This window comes from Neobacillus niacini (assembly GCF_023715415.1).
Classification (GTDB): domain Bacteria; phylum Bacillota; class Bacilli; order Bacillales; family Cytobacillaceae; genus Neobacillus; species Neobacillus niacini_C.
In genome coordinates, this window is sequence record NZ_JAMBOB010000005.1 from 292,809 (window position 1) to 312,409 (window position 19,601).

The following is a 19,601-nucleotide window of genomic DNA, read 5'->3' on the forward strand; positions in this document are numbered from 1 at the left end:
TAAATTAATATGATAGAATGGAGAATACATGAAACGCTGAGGGAGAGAAAGCGAGTGTACGAATTTTTTAAAGGAACCGTTGATTTTGTTGGCCCTGAGTATATTGTCATCGAAAATAATGGAATAGGCTACCAAATATCAACGCCGAATCCGTTTATTTATTCTGGTAAAATGAATACGAATGTCACTGTTTATACATATCACTACGTCCGTGAGGATTTAATGGCGTTATATGGTTTCGAATCTAGAGAAGAAAAAAAGCTGTTTACCAAATTATTAAATGTTTCAGGGATTGGCCCAAAGGGTGCACTGGCCATCTTAGCTTCTGGTGAAGTGCAGCAGGTTGTTTCAGCAATTGAAAATGAAGATGAGAGCTTCTTAGTCAAGTTTCCAGGAGTCGGCAAGAAAACAGCAAGACAAATGATTCTGGACTTAAAAGGAAAATTACAGGATATTGTTCCGGATTATTTCCCGAATTTATTTAATGCAGATCAAATCGCAACACAACAATCGACTAATACTGCTTTTGAAGAGGCAGTCCTTGCTTTGAAGGCACTGGGCTATTCTGACAAGGAAGTGAAAAAGATTTCACCTGAGTTAAGAAAAGAACAGCTGACAACCGACCAATATATTAAAAAAGCCCTGCAGCGGCTTTTAAAATAAGGTGATTATTCATGGATGAGAGAATTATTTCTAGTGAAGCAGACCAGAGCGAAATCTCCTTAGAGCAAAGCCTCAGGCCGCAAACGTTAAAACAATACATTGGTCAAGATCAAGTGAAAAAAAGTCTTGAGATTTTCATTGAGGCTGCACGACTCCGCAAGGAAACATTGGACCATGTTCTGCTTTATGGACCTCCTGGATTAGGAAAGACGACACTTGCTGTTATAATTGCCAATGAAATGGGTGTAAACATCCGGACTACCTCAGGTCCTGCCATTGAAAGACCTGGCGATTTAGCTGCGATTCTTACCGCACTTGAACCCGGTGACGTTTTGTTTATTGATGAAATACATCGGCTTCCAAGACAGATTGAAGAGGTGCTTTATCCAGCAATGGAGGATTTTTGTTTGGATATTGTCATTGGAAAAGGACCAAGTGCACGTTCCGTTCGATTGGATCTTCCGCCGTTTACACTTGTCGGTGCTACAACGAGGGCTGGCTCTTTATCTGCTCCGCTTCGCGATCGATTTGGAGTTTTAAGCAGACTCGAGTATTATAAGGAAGACCAGTTGAAAAATATTGTCTTACGAACAGCAGATTTATTTGAAACTGCAATTGATGAACAGTCTGCTGCCGAGATTGCGAGACGTGCTAGGGGAACCCCTAGGATTGCCAACCGTTTACTTCGCAGAGTAAGAGACTTTGCGCAGGTAAAAGGCAATGGTGAAATTGATATCGATTTGGCACGGAAGTCATTAGAGCTTTTGCAGGTAGACAAACTCGGTCTAGACCATATTGACCATAAGCTCCTTAAAGGAATTATTGAACGATTCCGGGGTGGACCTGTGGGTCTTGATACGATAGCAGCATCTATAGGAGAAGAATCTGAAACGATTGAAGATGTTTATGAACCGTATTTACTGCAAATTGGCTTTTTACAAAGAACACCTAGAGGAAGAATGGTAACAGATTTAGTCTATCGCCATTTCGGCATGGAGCCGCCAAAACAGTAATTTTTGATAAGTAGGGATGTATTTTATGAAGGTAGATTTATTTGATTTTCATTTGCCTGAAGAGCTGATTGCACAAGTTCCGCTTCAAAATCGGACTGATAGCAGGTTAATGGTAGTGAATAAGGAAACAGGGAATATAAAGCATGAAATTTTTAAAAATATAAGTGAATACCTGCGTGAAGGGGATTGCCTTGTCTTAAACGATACAAAGGTACTTCCTGCACGCCTTTTTGGTGTGAAGAAGGATACGGGTGCCAAAATTGAGGTATTACTGCTGAAGCAGCTTGAGGGGGATCAATGGGAAACACTTGTGAAGCCGGCCAAGCGTATTAAAGAGGGTACAGAAATTGATTTTGGCGATGGTTTACTTACTGCGGTTTGTACAGGAGCTTCCGAGCATGGCGGGCGGGTATTGGAGTTTCACTATGAAGGTATTTTTTACGAAATCCTTAATCAATTAGGAGAAATGCCATTACCGCCTTATATTAAAGAACAGCTTGATGACAGAGACCGTTATCAAACGGTGTTTGCCCGTGAACCGGGTTCTGCCGCAGCCCCGACTGCTGGGCTTCATTTTACGGAAGAGCTGCTAAATGAAGTGAGAGAAAAAGGGGTTCATGTTGCATTTATTACGCTTCATGTTGGTCTTGGGACGTTCAGACCTGTAAGTGTTGATGATGTCCTAGAACATGATATGCATTCCGAATTTTATATGATTACCGAAGGAACTGCACGTTTGCTCAATGAAGTACGTCAGAATGGCGGTAGAATTATTACGGTTGGAACCACATCAACCCGGACACTTGAGACCATTGCGTCCGAAAACAATGGTACCTTTATTGAAAGCAGTGGATGGACAAATATTTTTATCTATCCTGGGTACGAATTTAAGGCAATTGATGGAATGATTACGAACTTCCACTTGCCAAAATCAACGTTAATCATGCTTGTTAGTGCGTTAGCGGGGAGAGAAAATATATTGCATGCCTATAATACTGCTGTAAACGAACGCTATCGCTTTTTTAGCTTTGGCGATGCAATGCTCATCATCTAGGTTAATCATACTGATTAACCGGAAAAGAAGGAGAAATATATTTGACTGCGATTCGATATGAATTTATCAAAACATGTAAGCAAACAGGTGCCCGTTTAGGACGAGTACATACACCGCATGGTTCTTTTGACACGCCTGCATTTATGCCGGTAGGAACTCTTGCTACTGTAAAAACAATGTCTCCAGAGGATTTAAAGGAAATGGGTGCTGGTATTATTTTAAGTAATACTTATCACTTATGGCTTCGTCCTGGAAATGAAATTATTAAGGAAGCTGGAGGCCTTCATAAGTTTATGAACTGGGACCGTGCTATTTTAACGGATTCTGGCGGCTTTCAGGTTTTCAGTTTAAGTGAATTCCGTAAAATTGAAGAAGAGGGCGTTCATTTCCGTAATCATATGAGCGGTGAAAAATTATTTTTATCACCTGAAAAAGCAATGGAAATTCAAAATGACCTTGGTTCCGATATCATGATGGCATTTGATGAATGTCCGCCGTTCCCAGCTACATATGAATATATGCAAAAATCAGTAGAGAGAACCTCTCGTTGGGCAGAGCGCTGTTTAAATGCTCACGGGCGGCCTAATGACCAAGGTCTTTTTGGAATCGTCCAAGGCGGAGAGTATGAGGAGCTACGTAAACAAAGTGCGAAAGACCTTGTTTCTCTTGATTTTCCAGGATATGCAGTAGGCGGATTATCTGTTGGTGAGCCAAAGGACGTTATGAATCGCGTTCTTGAATTCACAACACCATTATTACCTTCAGACAAACCACGATATCTAATGGGAGTAGGTTCACCAGATTCCTTGATTGATGGGGCGATTCGTGGGATTGATATGTTTGACTGTGTCCTGCCAACACGAATTGCCAGAAATGGTACGTTGATGACGAGCACGGGTCGTTTAGTGGTGAAAAACGCTAAATTTGCAAAAGATTTCGGACCACTTGATCCAGATTGTGATTGCTACACATGCCGAAATTACAGCAGAGCCTACATTCGTCACTTAATTAAATGTGATGAAACCTTAGGAATTCGATTAACATCTTATCATAACCTCTATTTTCTGTTAAGATTAATGGAGAAGGTCAGACAAGCTATCCGAGAGGACCGGCTTGGTGATTTCCGAGAAGAGTTTTTTGAACGTTATGGTTTTAACAAACCGAACGCGAAAAATTTCTAATAGATGCTAGAGTGAAAGGAGGGAAACAACATGCAAGGACTTGGTTCAATCATTCCATTAATATTAATGTTTGTATTATTTTATTTCCTACTAATTCGTCCGCAGCAAAAACGTACTAAAGCAGTTGCTCAAATGCAAAACGAATTGAAAAAAGGTGATAAAATTGTCACGATTGGCGGTTTACATGGTTTTGTCGATTCAATTGATGAAAACAAAGTCGTGATCAAATGTGGAGACGGCAGCCGTCTAACATATGACCGCAGTGCAATCCGTGAAGTAACGGAATCTGCAAAAACTTCAACATCAGCTGAAGTTTCTTTAGAGAAGTAAGATAGACAAAAGGAAGCCATGTTGGCTTCCTTTTTCTATGCTGTTCTTGAGTTGTTTGTTGCAATATTCACCCCGAGTATTCCACCCATCATGGCAATTAACGTATAGCAAACATGGTAGATTACCTGTTCAACATCAAACAGGCGATCAAATCCTAAGTATTGGAACAAAAAGATGATAATGCTGTAAATTAAGCCTGTTAACCCTCCGATTAACCAGCCTTTTTGCTTTCGCTTTCCACCAGAGAGAAATCCTCCTCCAAACAGTCCAATAAAGGAAACGGCGGTTACAATGTATTGAAGTGAGACTTCCCGAACAGAAGTAAATCTAAGGATAGATGCGAAAATAAGGCTGCTGACTATCGCAAATACGAAAATAAAAATTAACCCGTACAAAATAGCTGTACCAAAGCTTTTTGATTCGATTTGACTCTCCCCCTTCATGTTACTTTTCTTAGAATCAAGAAAAACAGATTCTTACCTAGTACAAGCATATTCACCTATTTTAAAAGTAGAATATAAATTTAACAGTTTTTATTGTTATTGGTATTTTATTCCTCAAATGATTAAGGGGAAAAAGCTAATAATAAAATAGAGTGTTAATAAAGGGGCGACAGTGGTGGAGATATACACAACAATCGTAATCAGGACAGTCTTATTTTACGTACTAATCCTCGTTATTTTTCGGGTCATGGGTAAAAGAGAAATTGGGGAATTAAGTATTCTTGACCTAGTGGTTTTTGTCATGATTGGTGAATTGGCTATTCTTGGAATCGAAAATCCTAAGGAACCTTCCATACTAGTTGCTATACCTATGGTTTTATTAATGGTTATTCAAATAATCCTGGCAAAGATATCATTAAAGAGTAAAAGGTTTCGTGATCTTGTCGACGGTAAGCCAACCATTATCATAAATCGTGGGAAAATTGATGAACAGGCAATGAGGAAACAGCGCTACAACTTTGATGATTTACTTACCCAGCTAAGGGAAAAAGACATCAGGAGCATTGCAGACGTTGAGTTTGCCATTTTAGAATCCTCAGGAAGTCTCTCTGTTATCGAAAGGATGAATAATAGTGACGGTAAGCCTAAGGATGGGGATATTACCATTCCATTAATCATTGATGGCAATATTGAAGAAGAAAATTTAACCCGCATTAATAAGACCAATCTATGGCTTCGCCAGGAATTAAAGAAAATGGGTTATCGTGATGTTAGAAAAATTTCCTTCTGCAGTTTTGAAAATGGCAAGTTCTTTGTTGATATTATGGACGAAGAATAAGAAGACACGCTAGTTTCGCGTGTCTTTTCCCTTCTCTATCAAATCGGAATTAAATTGCGAATGATTGGTATTCTTCTGAGTTCTTCTTTTTTGATTAGGCCAGCTAGGATTAATAGGAAAATGTAGATGAAGCTCATTCCAAAAGTGGCCGACAATACTCTAATCGCTAAATGCTCACCAAGAAGAATGTGATTAAATAACCAATAGCCAATCCAAGCAGAGATTGCCATAATGATGACTCCCTTTAGGTAATCCTTTACGTGAAAGCTAAAAGAAATTTTCTTAAGTACAGTAGCAAAATGAAGCATCGTTACTAACACAAAACCTACAATAATGCCCAATGCCACTCCTGTTATCCCGAAAGCTGGCTGTGATGCGAGTAAGAAGATGACAGCTGTTTTGATAACAGCTCCAATTAAACTATTGATCATTGCTGCTCTAGCTAGGTTTAGGGCCTGCAATACTGCCTGAAGCGGGCCTTGATAATAATAAAATAAAAAGAATGGTGCCATTATCCGTATAAAGTAAGAGCCCTTTGTTGAGCCGTACATGAGTTCCATCAAAGGGTCTGCCAGCACATAAAGGACAATAACGGACAAACCGCCGCTTAAAAAAGCAAAACGCAATGCCTGCTGCAGCCGATGTTCAATCAATTGATGGTTATTTTGTGAGTTGGCTTCGCTAATCGCTGGGACAAGAGAGGTGGCTAATGAATAAGTAACAAACGATGGCAGCATTAATAATGGCATGGCAAAACCAGTCAGAGATCCGTATTGTTTCGTAGCTTCGATTGCTACAACACCAGCAATGGCTAAACTATGGGCGACTACTATCGGTTCAAAAAACCACGATACAGACCCAATCATTCTGCTCCCCATTGTGGGCAAGGCGATTTCCATTAATTCTTTGAAGGTTTTCTTTCCAGAATGGACAAATTGGAAAAAATTCTTTCTTAGTTTAAATCGTTTCTTTAGTTTAAAGGCTGTTAATAAATAGATTAATGATGCGACTTCACCAATGATGGCAGCTACCATTGCTGCGGCTGCGGCATATTCAATTCCGTATGGAAGAAATGCTCTAGTCATAACGGCAATTAAGGTAATTCTCACAAGCTGCTCTAAAATCTGCGAAATAGCAGAAGGGCGCATGTTTTGTCTGCCCTGGAAATAACCTCTTAAAACAGAGGATACAGCGATAACAGGTACAACGGGTGCAATTGCGATTAATGGATAAAACGTTCTTGGGTCCGTAAAGAGAGTGGTAGACAGAATGGGTGCTAACAATATTAGTGCCGGGGTAAAGATAACAGAAAGCGAGATGGTTATGGCCAGAGAAACCACGAGTATTTTTTTAATTTCTTGATGATTTCCTTTCGCTTCCGCTTCGGCAATATTTTTTGAAATGGCGACGGGTAGTCCCATTTGTGTTAAGGTCACAACAAGGATAAAGGTGGGAAAAGCCATCATATAGAGGCCGACCCCTTCTTCACCAATACTTCGAGCTATGACAATTCTGTTAATAAATCCAAGCACTCTTGTAATTAATCCCGCTAATAATAGGATAAAGGTCCCTTTTAAAAACTTCGACATACTACTTCCCACCTTCTCAAAAAAGAAGAATTCATATACAATTAATCTATATGCATAAGGGTGGACAAAGCATGACAAGGTGTTTTTTATTTTCAAGACAGAGATTAGACTTAATGTCGGGAAGGGGGCAACGTCATTGGAGAAAAACCACGCTTACAATCATTTTCGTACTCAAGTTGAACCAGCTTTAATAAGCAAACTGGAAGAATTTCGCCTGTTAGGTTACAAAGAAGTTTCAGAAAGTAGTCTTTGGGATTTTCTAACAAGAAAAAAGTGGAAGAAGGCTAAAGAAGAAATAAGAATATATGAAATTATTGATGATATCCTATCGGTTAAGGTAAGTGACTACATTAGCTTTACTACGATTGATACGTATAAGAACCATGATTTTAATCTAGCAGATGAAAATGAAATGAAGGAATTATTAAAATAAAACACTACCTATTTTTTATGGACATATCTAGAATAAATTGACAGTAATTATAAACTATTTCATAATGGAACCATGATTTTTTATTATTTTTACATAAGGCTTTTCGTTGCAGTGCTTTGGCTTTAAGCCCTAAGGAGGAACAATACATAATGGTTAAGCGCAGTAGAATTATCGCTTTCCTATTAGTAGTTATACTATTAGGAAGTACAATGGGTGTAACAGCAACAGGTATTTTAAAAGACATTAAACTAGGTCTGGACCTTCAAGGCGGATTCGAGGTTTTATATGAAGTTACACCAGCAAAGAAGGGTCAGGAGATTACCAAAGAAACGTTAGCTAGTACGGCTGAGGCACTAGATAGACGGATTAATGTCCTTGGGGTTAGTGAACCGAATATTCAAATTGAAGGAGAAAATCGGATTCGTGTCCAGCTCGCTGGAGTAACCGATCAAAATGAAGCGCGGGAGATTCTATCTACACAAGCGAATCTTACTTTCCGTGATGCTAATGACCGCATGATGATGGACGGAGCGGACTTAGCGGAGAATGGTGCGAGCCAGACTTTTGATGAGAACGGGGCACCAAGTGTTTCATTGAAATTAAAAAGTGCTGAAACATTCAAAAAAGTTACTGAAGAAATTGTCAAAATGACTCCGAATAATTATCTAGTCATATGGCTTGATTTTGAAGAAGGAAAAGATTCATTCAAAACAGAAGTAACAAAAGAAAATCCTAAATTTTTATCAGCACCAACCGTAAGAGAAATTTTCAACCAAAATACAGTTTCGATTGTGGGAAGCTTTACAGCTGAGGAAGCACAAAATCTTGCATCATTATTAAATGCTGGAGCACTTCCTGTAAAGCTAACCGAAGTATACTCCACATCCGTTGGAGCTAAATTCGGTGAACAGGCGTTAGACCAGACCATACTAGCTGGTATTATAGGAATTGCTATCATTTATCTATTTATGTTAGTTTATTATCGTTTTCCTGGGTTCATCGCAACGGTTACACTATCGGTTTATATCTATCTTGTTTTATTAGTTTTTGATTGGATGAATGGGGTTCTTACCTTACCGGGAATTGCCGCCCTTATTTTGGGGGTCGGAATGGCTGTTGATGCCAACATCATCACTAATGAACGAATTAGAGAAGAGATTAAAGTGGGTAAATCCATTAAATCAGCCTTCCAAGCTGGTAGTAAGGGTGCTTTTACCTCCATTCTTGACGCAAACTTAACGACGATTTTAACGGCTGCGGTGCTTTTCTACTACGGGACAAGCTCGATAAAAGGATTTGCTACCATGCTATTGGTGAGTATTTTGTTGAGCTTTATTACAGCAGTGTTTGGTTCCCGCCTATTATTAGGTTTGTGGGTAAACAGCGGTTTCTTAAACAAAAAAGCAGGTTGGTTTGATGTAAGAAAATCTGCAATTAAGGACATTGCTGAAAATTACGATACACTTGACCTGCCAACGAGATGGGATCGCTATGATTTTGTAAAAGTAAGAAAATTATTTTTCATGGTTTCTGGGGTTCTTATCGCTCTGGGCATCGTGTTAGTTCTTGTCTTCCGCCTGAATTTGTCCATTGATTTTTCAAGTGGAACACGGATTGAAGTCTTATCAGATAAACCATTAACAGCAGAAATGGTTGAAGCTGCTTTTGAAAAGCAGGATATCAAAATTGATGATATAACACTTTCTGGTGATAACAATGAAGTAGCTTCTGCACGAATGATTGGGGTTTTATCGAAGGATGAAATCGCAAAATTGAAATCAGCCTTTCATGATGAATTTGGTACGGATCCAAGTGTTAGTACGGTTTCTCCAACAATAGGCAAAGAGTTGGCGAAAAATGGAATTATCGCCTTGATCCTTGCCTCAATCGGAATCATTATCTATGTAACAATCCGTTTTGAATTCGCAATGGCCGTTGCAGCAATCGCATCTCTGCTTCACGATGCCTTCTTTATGGTTGCCTTTTTCAGTATTACGCGCTTAGAAGTAGACTTAACCTTTATTGCCGCTGTCTTAACTATAATTGGTTATTCGATTAATGATACGATCGTTACCTTCGACAGGATGCGTGAAAACTTAGCGAAGAAGAAACGACTAAAGACTTTTGAGGATATAGCAGATGTTGTAAATGTAAGTGTTCGACAAACATTAACTCGTTCTGTTAATACAGTTTTAACCGTATTAATTACGGTTGTTGCGATGATAATCTTTGGCAGTGAATCAATCCGTAATTTCAATATCGCATTATTAGTTGGTTTAATCACTGGCGTTTACTCTTCCATCTTTATTGCAACCAATCTTTGGGTAGTTCTTAAAGCAAAAGAACTTAAGAAGAAAGGTACCATTAAGACAGTAAAAGAAAAGAGAAAATACTCTGACGAGCCACAAGTGTAACAAATGAAACCGCAGATAACACTGCGGTTTATTTTAATTTCAAGTGGAAAATATCAATGATTGAAAGCTAAACATTGCTCCTGTATAATAGTAAAGTCTGAGGGGTGAACGCATGTTAAAGTCGAAAACTAGATGGATTGTTCGTGAATCTGATCAACAACTAGTAAAAACTCTCGAAAATGAATTGAAAATTACGCCGCTTGTTGCGTCGTTGCTTATCAACCGCGGAGTAAATACCGTTGATTCTGCACGGTATTTTTTATATGGAAATGAGCAATTTCATGACCCTTACCTTTTAAAAGGAATGGATATAGCCGTAAACAGAATTCGTCAAGCCATTGAAAATAAAGAACCTATCTTAATATTTGGAGATTACGATGCAGATGGTGTGAGCAGTACAACACTATTGATGCTTACACTCAAGGATCTGGGTGCGAATGTCCAATTTTATATTCCCAATCGTTTCACAGAAGGATATGGTCCGAACGAACCAGCCTTTCGCAGTGCAGCTGAATCTGGAATAAAATTAATTATTACTGTTGATACAGGTATTTCTGCTATTCATGAAGCAGGTATTGCAAAGGAACTGGGCCTTGACTTAATTATCACAGATCACCATGAGCCAGGTCCCGTTTTACCGGAAGCATTAGCGATTATTCATCCTAAACTGCCAGATAGTATTTATCCATTTCGTGAACTTGCTGGGGTAGGTGTAGCTCTTAAATTAGCTCATGCCCTTTATGGAGAACTTCCAGAGCATTTACTTGAAATTGCGGTTATTGGTACAATCGCAGATTTGGTTTCGTTAAAAGACGAAAATCGTCTCATTGCCAAAAAAGGCTTGGAAAAGCTTAAAGTCACGAAAAATATGGGTCTGAAAGCTATTTTAAAAGTAGCAGGTGTAGATCGACAAAATATTAACGAAGAAACGATCGGCTTTACGCTAGCCCCTAGGATCAATGCTGTGGGAAGATTAGAAAATGCTGATATGGCTGTTGAGCTATTGCTTACAGATGACCCTTTTGAAGCTGAAAACTTAGCGCAAGAAATGGACGGATTAAATAAAACACGGCAGTCAATTGTCAACTCGATAACACTTGAAGCGATTGAAGAGGTTGAAAGAAACTTTCCTATTGATTCGAATTCGGTACTTGTAATTGGTAAAGAAGGCTGGAATGCTGGTGTGATTGGCATCGTTGCCTCAAGATTAGTTGAAAAGTTTTACCGGCCGACAATTGTCCTTAGTTTTGACCCTGAAAAAGGCTTGGCTAAGGGTTCTGCTCGGAGTATTGCAGGATTTGATTTATTTAAAAATCTGTCTACATGCCGCGATATTCTTCCACATTTTGGCGGACATCCTATGGCGGCTGGAATGACGTTAAAGCTAGAAGATGTTTCAGAACTTCGTCAAAGATTAAATCTTTTGGCTGATGAGCAGTTAACAAAAGAAGATTTTGTTCCAATTACTTTACTCGATCATCAAATAAATGTGGAAGAAATTAATCTATCCTCATTAGATGAATTAAATCTTCTAGCTCCATTTGGGATGGACAACCCGAAGCCGAAAGTCTTAATCAGTAATGTCCAAGTCTCCACGATGAGAAAAATTGGTTCAGAACAAAATCATTTGAAAGTATTGGTGAATGATAATGGTGCTAACTTAGATGGAATTGGGTTTGGGCTCGGCCAGCTAGTGGACCATATTTCACCAGCTTCAAAAATTTCTATAATAGGTGAATTAGCCATCAATGAGTGGAATAATATCCGTAAACCACAAATTTTTATCCAGGATGTTGCTGTTGATTCCTGGCAATTATTCGATCATCGCGGGGTCAAACGGATTCACTCGATGGTGAATACCATCCCGAAAGAAAAGCGGACATTTATTATTTTTAACAAAGAACAGTTTGATAAAATGGATTCAGCTCTAACAAATGAGGTAATACTGATTCAAAATGAAACTGATGCGCTAAGCTTCGATTCTCACCAAGCCAATGTGGTACTCGTAGATCTGCCGCCATCAAAGGACATACTTTGTCACTTGTTTAATGGAAAACAGCCTGCTCGGATTTATGCCTATTTCCATAAAGAATCGAGTGATTTCTTTAGTACTCTGCCAACAAGGGACCATTTTAAATGGTTTTATGCTTTGCTATTAAAGAAAGGTCCGATTGATTTAGGCCGACATGGAGATGAAATTGCCAAGCATCGGGGCTGGTCGACAGAAACGATAACCTTTATGTCAAAGGTGTTTTCTGAACTTGATTTTGTTACAATTAACAATGGATTTATTACTTTGAATAAACAATCACAAAAGCGTGACCTAACTGATTCGATTACCTACCAAACGAAACAGTCTCAATATGCACTTGAAAGAGATTTATTATTTTCATCCTTTCAAGCATTGAAGAGCTGGTTTGACGAGGTTATTGAGGAATCAGTTCAATTTGAGGAGGCAATTAAGTAATGGACTTAAAGCAATTTATCGCAATCGTACCGGATTACCCGAAACCAGGAATTACATTCAAGGATATTACTCCATTAATGAACGATGGGGAAGCATATAAGTATGCAACAGACCAAATTGTTGAATATGCAAAAGACAAACAAATTGATTTAATCGTTGGTCCAGAGGCAAGAGGGTTTATTATTGGCTGCCCTGTATCCTATGCCCTTGGTATTGGCTTTGCACCTGTTCGTAAGGAAGGCAAACTTCCGCGTGAAACTGTAAAAGTCAGCTATGGATTGGAATACGGAAGTGATGTGCTAACCATTCATAAGGATGCGATTCAGCCTGGCCAACGTGTTCTGATTACGGATGATTTGTTAGCTACAGGTGGAACAATTGATGCAACCATTCAATTAGTTGAGCAGCTTGGCGGTGTGGTTGCTGGAATTGCTTTTCTTGTAGAATTAACCTACCTCGATGGCCGTAAGAAGCTTGAAGGTTATGACATCATGACATTGATGAATTATTAATAGTAATGAGGGCACTCGTAGCTGAGTGCTCTCTTGTTATAAGTGGAGTACAATTTTTTTTATTATATTTCGACACTTTTTTCGCAAAATACAGTAAAATAGGTATCAAACCCTTTACATCTGTGATTTTTTTTTCGATAATAGTAACATTCATTAGTAACTAGTTCAAATACTGAAACATTTAATAATAAAAATAAAAGATGAAAAATAAGGTGATTTTATGGCGAACGACCAAGTACTAACCGCCGAACAAGTCATCGACAAGACGAGGGTCTATTTAAACGAGGAGCATTGTGAATTTGTAAAAAAAGCATACGAATTCGCAAAACACTCTCATCGTGAACAATATAGAAAGTCGGGAGAGCCCTACATTATCCATCCCATTCAGGTTGCTGGAATTCTGGCGGACCTAGAGATGGATCCTGCAACGGTTGCCGCTGGTTTTCTTCATGACGTTGTTGAAGACACAGATGTCACCTTAATGGACATCGAGACTGAATTTAATGACGAAGTGGCCATGCTTGTCGACGGGGTTACGAAATTAGGGAAAATTAAATATAAATCGCACGAGGAGCAGCAGGCCGAAAACCACAGGAAAATGTTTGTGGCAATGGCTCAGGATATCCGCGTTATTTTGATAAAGCTTGCTGACCGTTTGCATAATATGAGGACGCTTAAGCACCTTCCCGTTGAGAAACAGCGCCGGATTTCAAATGAAACACTTGAAATCTTTGCACCCTTGGCTCACCGTCTTGGTATTTCTAAGATTAAGTGGGAATTGGAAGATACTGCATTAAGATATTTAAATCCACAGCAATATTACCGTATTGTTAACTTGATGAAGAAGAAACGAGCGGAACGGGAACAATACTTAGTCGATGTAATGGACGAGGTTCGCAACAGAATGAAAGAAGTGTCCATAAATGCGGAGCTTAATGGAAGACCTAAACATATTTATAGCATTTACCGGAAAATGGTTCAGCAGAATAAACAATTTAGTGAAATCTATGATTTACTAGCAGTGCGGATTGTAGTCAATAGTATTAAGGATTGCTATGCTGTACTGGGTATCATTCATACGTGCTGGAAGCCTATGCCTGGTCGTTTTAAGGACTATATAGCAATGCCGAAGCCTAATATGTATCAGTCGCTTCATACAACGGTGATAGGTCCTAAGGGTGACCCGCTTGAGGTTCAAATCCGGACGTCAGAAATGCACAGAATTGCAGAGTTCGGTATTGCGGCACACTGGGCGTATAAAGAAGGAAAAGCCCTTAGCGATACAACTTCTTACGAGCAAAAGCTGACTTGGTTTAGAGAAATTCTTGAATTCCAAAATGACACTGCGAATGCAGAAGAATTCATGGAGTCTCTAAAAATTGATTTATTCTCCGATATGGTTTTTGTGTTCACTCCAAAAGGGGATGTCATTGAATTACCGTCCGGTTCTGTTCCGATTGATTTTGCCTATCGAATTCACTCTGAAATTGGCAATAAGACGATTGGGGCAAAAGTAAACGGTAAAATGGTTACGCTCGATTATCGGCTTAAAACAGGTGACATTATCGAAATTCTTACCTCTAAGCATTCTTATGGACCAAGCCAAGACTGGTTAAAGCTTGCACAAACGTCACAGGCTAAAAATAAGATTCGTGCATTCTTTAAGAAGCAGCGACGGGATGAAAATGTTATTAAAGGAAGAGAGCTTGTAGAAAAAGAAATTCGCTCCATGGAATTTGATTTAAAAGAAATCTTAACTGCCGATAATTTGAAGAAGGTGGCAGAGAAGTTTAATTTTGCCAATGATGACGATATGTATGCAGCTGTCGGCTATAATGGTGTAACAGCGCTCCAAGTAGCCAATCGCTTAACGGAGAAATGGCGGAAAAAGCGCGACCAGGAGCAATCCTCGACGATTACGAATGCGATTTCAGATATGAAGGCCTTCCCTTCAACGAAAAAGAGGGAATCCGGTGTTCGTGTTGCTGGGATTGATAATATGTTAATTCGCTTATCTAGATGCTGTAATCCTGTCCCAGGTGACGAAATTGTTGGCTTTATTACAAAAGGCCGAGGTGTTTCTGTTCACCGTGCAGATTGTACAAATATTGATTCAAATGATGCGCAAACCAGGTTAATTCCTGTTGAATGGGAGTCCTCCTTAAATGACCGGAAAGAGTATAATGTTGATATTGAAATTAGTGGGTATGACCGCCGTGGTTTGCTGAATGAAGTCCTGCAGGCGGTAAACGAGACTAAAACCAATATTTCAGCAGTTTCTGGCCGATCTGACCGCAATAAGATGGCGACAATTATCATGTCTATTGCCATTCATAATGTCAGCCATTTACAACGGGTTGTTGAGCGAATCAAACAGATACCAGATATCTATTCCGTTCGCCGGATTATGAATTAAGGAGTATATGAAATGCGAGTAGTTGTACAGCGCAGTAAAAATGCAAAGGTAACTGTAAATGGAGAAATTACTGGTCAGATTTCAAAAGGACTTGTCCTCCTTGTAGGTGTGACACATCTTGATACAGAAGAGGACGCTGCCTTCTTAGCGGAAAAAATCGTAAATCTACGGATTTTTGAAGATGACGCTGGAAAGATGAATTTATCTTTATTAGAAGTTGGCGGTGAAATCCTTTCTGTCTCTCAATTTACTTTGTATGGGGATTGCCGCAAAGGAAGAAGACCGAATTTCATGGAAGCGGCAAGACCGGAACAGGCCATTCAGCTCTATGATGTATTCAATGGTTTGTTACGTGAAAAAGGTATCAAGGTTGAAACAGGAATCTTTGGAGCGATGATGGATGTTGAATTAATCAATGATGGCCCCGTTACACTAATTGTTGAAAGTAAAGGTTAAAAAATGCTTGGCACTTTAGAAGCTGCCAAGCATTTTTTTTAAAGTTCTTTAAAATATTTAGCTAATCCGTTATATATACCTGTAGCTGCATTTTCTTGGAATTGACCAGAGGTTAGCGTTGCTTCTTCTGTTGAATTACTTAGGTATCCAAGCTCCATAAGGACAGCGTGTCTGTGATTTTCACGAACGACATGAAAATCACCCGAGCGAACACCTCGGCTTTTTAATCTTGTTTGTGAATTGGTTGAGTTATAAACATATTCTGCGAGTTTCTTTTGATAGGAATGATAGTAATAGCCGGTCATCCCCCGGACGCTTCGATCAAGATTACTATCATAATGTATGCTTAGAAAGGCATCCGCCTGATGGATACTCGCGAGTCTTACCCTTGATGGAAGCGGTAGATATGAATCGTTGCTTCTTGTCAGAAATACATTTGCGCCAGCCGCTTTTAACTTATCCGACAAAAGTTGGGCAGTCCTTAGTGTTAATTCTTTCTCAAGTGTTCCACGCGAGCCTGTCGCACCATTGTCAATCCCGCCATGACCGGGATCAATGACGATGGTTTTGTATTTAAGATAACTTTCCGCTCCCTGTTTATTAATTCCAGGTCCTGTGCCATTGGTTGTTACAATCCAGCCGGCAATATATCCATTCTTACCATTCGACAATTTAATTTCATACCAATCATTTTCGACACTTACAATTTGAAAGGACTCTCCTTCATTTACTCGTTGTAGAACCGGTGATTGAACGGTAGGGTCTTTTCTGATATTAGTACCACTATGTAGGATTGTTACTTTGCTATCTTTGGCAATTTGGTTTGATTTTGCTTTATCTTTATTAAAATACCAGCCGGCTGCCCAGCCTATATTTCCAGGTTTAAATTCAATTTTGACCCAATTATTTACCTCTTCTAGAATGGTAAATTCTTGTCCTTTTGAAACGGAGCCAATAATCTTGGAATTTAAGGAAGATCCGTCACGGACACTAAGAGAGCTGGCTGTAACAATTCCAATAACTCCAGTAGGCTCCGTTGGTTGACTTTGAGTCCCAATTTGAACAAAATCACTACTTACCCATGCACTTTGGCCAGAGTACTTAATTTCCAGCCAATTATTCTTTTTTGAGTAAATACTAACCGTGGTTCCTTTTGCTAGTTTGCCAATAATATTTCCTTTGGTAGAAGGCTCTTCTCGAATATTCAATGCATCCGTTACGATACCTTTATCAATGGCTTTATTATTATCTTCTTCAGAATTAGTGCTATTACTTTTTAAATCGATGTATTCTCTTGCAACCCAGCCTTCTCCAAATGATGCAGAGATTTTCAACCAGTTTTCATTCTCATCAAGAACACTGACAGCTTGTCCCTTATTTAAATAGCCTATGATTCGGAAGCTTGTTCCAGGGCCAGAGCGCACTCGTAATTGATTGGTATTGGCTACAGCACTCCCTTTTTTCGAATTACTAGAGCTGCTAGTAGTTGTTCCATTAGAAGATTTCGTTACAACCCAGTTGGCAACCCAGCCGGTCTTGGTTGCTGAGAGCTGTATTTGTATCCAATCATTTTTTTCTTTAATAATCGTAAACTTTTCGCCCCTTTTTACCTGTTTCACAAGCTGATAGCTTAAGCCTGGACCATTACGTATGTTAACTGTACTCTCAGCGATGGTAACGGTACCGCTTGCTGCCACAGCTATATCCTGTGGGGGGAATACAGCAAAAACTAACGTGAAACATACGAACAAAAGTATAAATCTCTTTATCATCCTCTCTCTCCCTTCACACTATCTATAATTTTAACGTAGAGGAAGGTGAAAATCATTCCTTATTTGCTAAATTTCGCCTTTTTTGTGAAAACCTTGTCTATCATGTAAGTTTTTAAAATGATTGGAAATAATAGAGACTATAGTGATGATAAAGAGGTGATTGAGGGATGAGATCGAGCGATAAGTCAAATAGTATCCAATCAATGGACAGCAGGCTTTTTGGAGTGGATTTTCATGACTTTATTCAAAAAGAACATAATAATACTACGTTTGAGCTTGCATCCGAATTTGGACTAACGATCGGTGATGTTAGAAAGTTGAAAAAACATTTGGAAAGATCCTAAATCCTTCTTGACATTGGATTCAATGCTCCGTAATATTATATAAATAATAAACATGGCGATAACCAATGATGGAGCATAGTAATTAAGATTAAACATGACTAGAGAGGAAATGCCTTGGGCTGAAAGCATTTCTACATGATTCTTAATGAATGAACACTCCTTAGGCTTCTCTCTGAAAAAGGATTCTTAAGACGGAATACTTCCACTTTTGACCACCTCTACTAGGAGAAGAACGTATGCAGGCGTTAACTGTAAAAGAGGAAGTGCATAGATTGTGAATGCCTTCAACTAGGGTGGCACCGCGGGATATAACTCTCGTCCCTTGTATTTATACAAGGGACGGGAGTTTTTTGTTTTTTATAGAAAGTTTTACATAAATTTGAAACGGTAAGGAGGAATCTGCTATGTCTATTAGCATTCCAAGAGGCACACAGGACATTCTGCCAGGAGAGGTAGAAAAATGGCAGCTGATTGAAGCAAAAGCAAGAGAGCTTTGCGAGAAATATCAATATCAAGAAATTCGGACTCCGATTTTTGAACATACAGATCTATTCGCACGGGGTGTTGGCGATACCACGGATATAGTACAGAAAGAAATGTACTCCTTTGATGACCGCGGCGGCCGCAGTCTTACATTACGACCAGAAGGAACAGCAGCAGTGGTAAGGTCGTTTGTTGAGAAAAAAATGTTTGGTTATGCAAATCAGCCCGTTAAGCTTTATTATATGGGACCTATGTTTCGATACGAACGCCCGCAGGCAGGACGTTTCCGTCAGTTTGTTCAATTTGGTATTGAAGCATTAGGCAGTAATGACCCGGCCATTGATGCAGAAGTGATTTCGCTTGCAATGAATTTATACAAGGAAATGGGCTTGAAAAAGCTAAAGCTTGTAATCAATAGTCTTGGAGATAAGGAGAGCAGAACTGCTCATCGCAATGCGTTAGTCAATCACTTTCAGCCAAGAATTGGGGAGTTTTGCCACGATTGTCAAAACCGTCTCGAGAAAAATCCATTGCGGATTCTTGATTGCAAACAGGATCACAATCATGAATTAATGAAATCTGCACCTTCGATTATTGATTATCTAAATGATGATTCGAAGGCCTATTTTGAAAAGTTACAAAAGTATTTAACGCAATTGGATATTGCGTTTGTAGTTGATCCGAACCTGGTTCGTGGCTTGGATTATTATAATCACACTGCTTTTGAAATAATGAGTGATGCAGAGGGCTTTGGAGCCATTACCACTTTATGCGGCGGTGGTCGTTATAATGGATTAGCTGAAGAAATGGGCGGTCCAGAAACCCCGGGAATCGGTTTTGCCATGAGTATTGAACGCTTCCTTGCAGCGCTAAATGCTGAAGGAATTGAGCTTGAAATCAATCAAGGTATTGATTGTTATATTGCATCCCTTGGTGAAGAGGCCAAGGATTATACAGTAGGGCTCCTGCAAAAGTTAAGACTTGCTGGTGTATCAGCCGAGAGAGATTATTTAAATCGAAAAATCAAAGCACAATTTAAAGCAGCTGACCGTTTGAATGCAAAATATGTTGCTGTTCTCGGTGATGACGAGCTGGCTAACAATAAAATAAACCTGAAAAATATGGCTACAGGCGAGCAACAAGAAATTGAGTTAACACGATTTGTGGAATATTTACAAGAACTTAAGAGATAA

17 protein-coding genes and 1 other annotated feature are annotated in these 19,601 nt (G+C 39.2%); of the genes, 14 read left to right on the forward strand and 3 right to left on the reverse strand.

The window, feature by feature from the left end; all coding sequences use genetic code 11:
• The first annotated feature begins 54 nt into the window (after positions 1–54).
• Genes ruvA through yajC form a run of 5 tightly spaced genes read left to right on the forward strand, consistent with a single transcriptional unit; the run spans position 55 to position 4,241 of the window.
• Positions 55–663, forward strand: a complete 609-nt coding sequence (ruvA, locus tag M3189_RS13470; protein WP_251634588.1) for a Holliday junction branch migration protein RuvA — start codon at positions 55–57, stop codon at positions 661–663.
• Positions 664–674: 11 nt separating this feature from the next.
• Entirely contained in the window at positions 675–1,676 is a 1,002-nt protein-coding gene (gene ruvB / locus M3189_RS13475; RefSeq protein WP_179157248.1) for a Holliday junction branch migration DNA helicase RuvB, read from the forward strand.
• A gap of 25 nt (positions 1,677–1,701) precedes the next feature.
• Positions 1,702–2,730 carry a tRNA preQ1(34) S-adenosylmethionine ribosyltransferase-isomerase QueA gene (gene queA / locus M3189_RS13480; protein ID WP_251634589.1) on the forward strand — a complete coding sequence of 343 codons (1,029 nt, stop codon included), beginning with the start codon at positions 1,702–1,704 and terminating at the stop codon, positions 2,728–2,730.
• A gap of 41 nt (positions 2,731–2,771) precedes the next feature.
• Positions 2,772–3,911: a tRNA guanosine(34) transglycosylase Tgt gene (gene tgt / locus M3189_RS13485; RefSeq protein WP_251634590.1), complete on the forward strand. Its 1,140-nt coding sequence runs from the start codon at positions 2,772–2,774 to the stop codon at positions 3,909–3,911.
• Positions 3,912–3,941: 30 nt separating this feature from the next.
• The gene (gene yajC, locus M3189_RS13490; RefSeq protein ID WP_251634591.1) at positions 3,942–4,241 is read left to right on the forward strand and encodes a preprotein translocase subunit YajC; all 300 of its coding nucleotides are present in this window, start codon (positions 3,942–3,944) and stop codon (positions 4,239–4,241) included.
• A 35-nt stretch (positions 4,242–4,276) separates the two neighbouring features.
• Here the strand turns inward: yajC and M3189_RS13495 are convergent, their stop codons facing one another.
• Positions 4,277–4,684 carry a TIGR04086 family membrane protein gene (locus M3189_RS13495; protein ID WP_251634592.1) on the reverse strand — a complete coding sequence of 136 codons (408 nt, stop codon included), beginning with the start codon at positions 4,682–4,684 and terminating at the stop codon, positions 4,277–4,279.
• A 175-nt stretch (positions 4,685–4,859) separates the two neighbouring features.
• Between M3189_RS13495 and M3189_RS13500 the strand changes: the two genes are divergently transcribed.
• Positions 4,860–5,522, forward strand: coding sequence for a DUF421 domain-containing protein (locus M3189_RS13500; protein ID WP_251634593.1), 663 nt, complete (start codon positions 4,860–4,862; stop codon positions 5,520–5,522).
• Positions 5,523–5,560: 38 nt separating this feature from the next.
• Here M3189_RS13500 and spoVB read toward each other — a convergent pair whose 3' ends face one another.
• A complete protein-coding gene (spoVB, locus tag M3189_RS13505; RefSeq protein ID WP_251634594.1) occupies positions 5,561–7,111 on the reverse strand; it encodes a stage V sporulation protein B in 1,551 nt (516 codons plus the stop codon).
• 136 nt (positions 7,112–7,247) lie between these two features.
• On the opposite strand from spoVB, the gene M3189_RS13510 reads away from it, so the two are divergent.
• The 6 genes from M3189_RS13510 (at position 7,248) to dtd (ending at position 15,809) form a co-directional block, all read left to right on the forward strand.
• Complete coding sequence (locus M3189_RS13510; protein ID WP_251634595.1) at positions 7,248–7,544, forward strand: post-transcriptional regulator; 297 nt, start codon at positions 7,248–7,250, stop codon at positions 7,542–7,544.
• Between the two features lie 149 nt (positions 7,545–7,693).
• Positions 7,694–9,958 (forward strand): protein translocase subunit SecDF, encoded by a 2,265-nt coding sequence (gene secDF, locus M3189_RS13515; protein WP_251634596.1) that lies wholly within the window; start codon positions 7,694–7,696, stop codon positions 9,956–9,958.
• A gap of 112 nt (positions 9,959–10,070) precedes the next feature.
• Positions 10,071–12,425, forward strand: coding sequence for a single-stranded-DNA-specific exonuclease RecJ (gene recJ, locus M3189_RS13520; RefSeq protein ID WP_251634597.1), 2,355 nt, complete (start codon positions 10,071–10,073; stop codon positions 12,423–12,425).
• Entirely contained in the window at positions 12,425–12,937 is a 513-nt protein-coding gene (locus tag M3189_RS13525; protein WP_251634598.1) for an adenine phosphoribosyltransferase, read from the forward strand. Before recJ ends, M3189_RS13525 begins: the two co-directional genes overlap by 1 nt.
• 220 nt (positions 12,938–13,157) lie before the next feature.
• Entirely contained in the window at positions 13,158–15,353 is a 2,196-nt protein-coding gene (locus M3189_RS13530; RefSeq protein WP_251634599.1) for a RelA/SpoT family protein, read from the forward strand.
• Positions 15,354–15,365: 12 nt separating this feature from the next.
• Positions 15,366–15,809, forward strand: a complete 444-nt coding sequence (gene dtd / locus M3189_RS13535) for a D-aminoacyl-tRNA deacylase (RefSeq protein WP_251634600.1) — start codon at positions 15,366–15,368, stop codon at positions 15,807–15,809.
• A 38-nt stretch (positions 15,810–15,847) separates the two neighbouring features.
• Here the strand turns inward: dtd and M3189_RS13540 are convergent, their stop codons facing one another.
• Positions 15,848–17,581, reverse strand: a complete 1,734-nt coding sequence (locus M3189_RS13540; RefSeq protein WP_251634601.1) for an SH3 domain-containing protein — start codon at positions 17,579–17,581, stop codon at positions 15,848–15,850.
• Positions 17,582–17,748: 167 nt separating this feature from the next.
• On the opposite strand from M3189_RS13540, the gene M3189_RS13545 reads away from it, so the two are divergent.
• Together M3189_RS13545 and hisS are read left to right on the forward strand one after the other, a co-directional pair.
• A complete protein-coding gene (locus M3189_RS13545) occupies positions 17,749–17,925 on the forward strand; it encodes a hypothetical protein (RefSeq protein ID WP_179157234.1) in 177 nt (58 codons plus the stop codon).
• 56 nt (positions 17,926–17,981) lie between these two features.
• Positions 17,982–18,251 (forward strand) — a binding site (T-box leader).
• Positions 18,252–18,329: 78 nt separating this feature from the next.
• Complete coding sequence (hisS, locus tag M3189_RS13550) at positions 18,330–19,601, forward strand: histidine--tRNA ligase (protein WP_251634602.1); 1,272 nt, start codon at positions 18,330–18,332, stop codon at positions 19,599–19,601.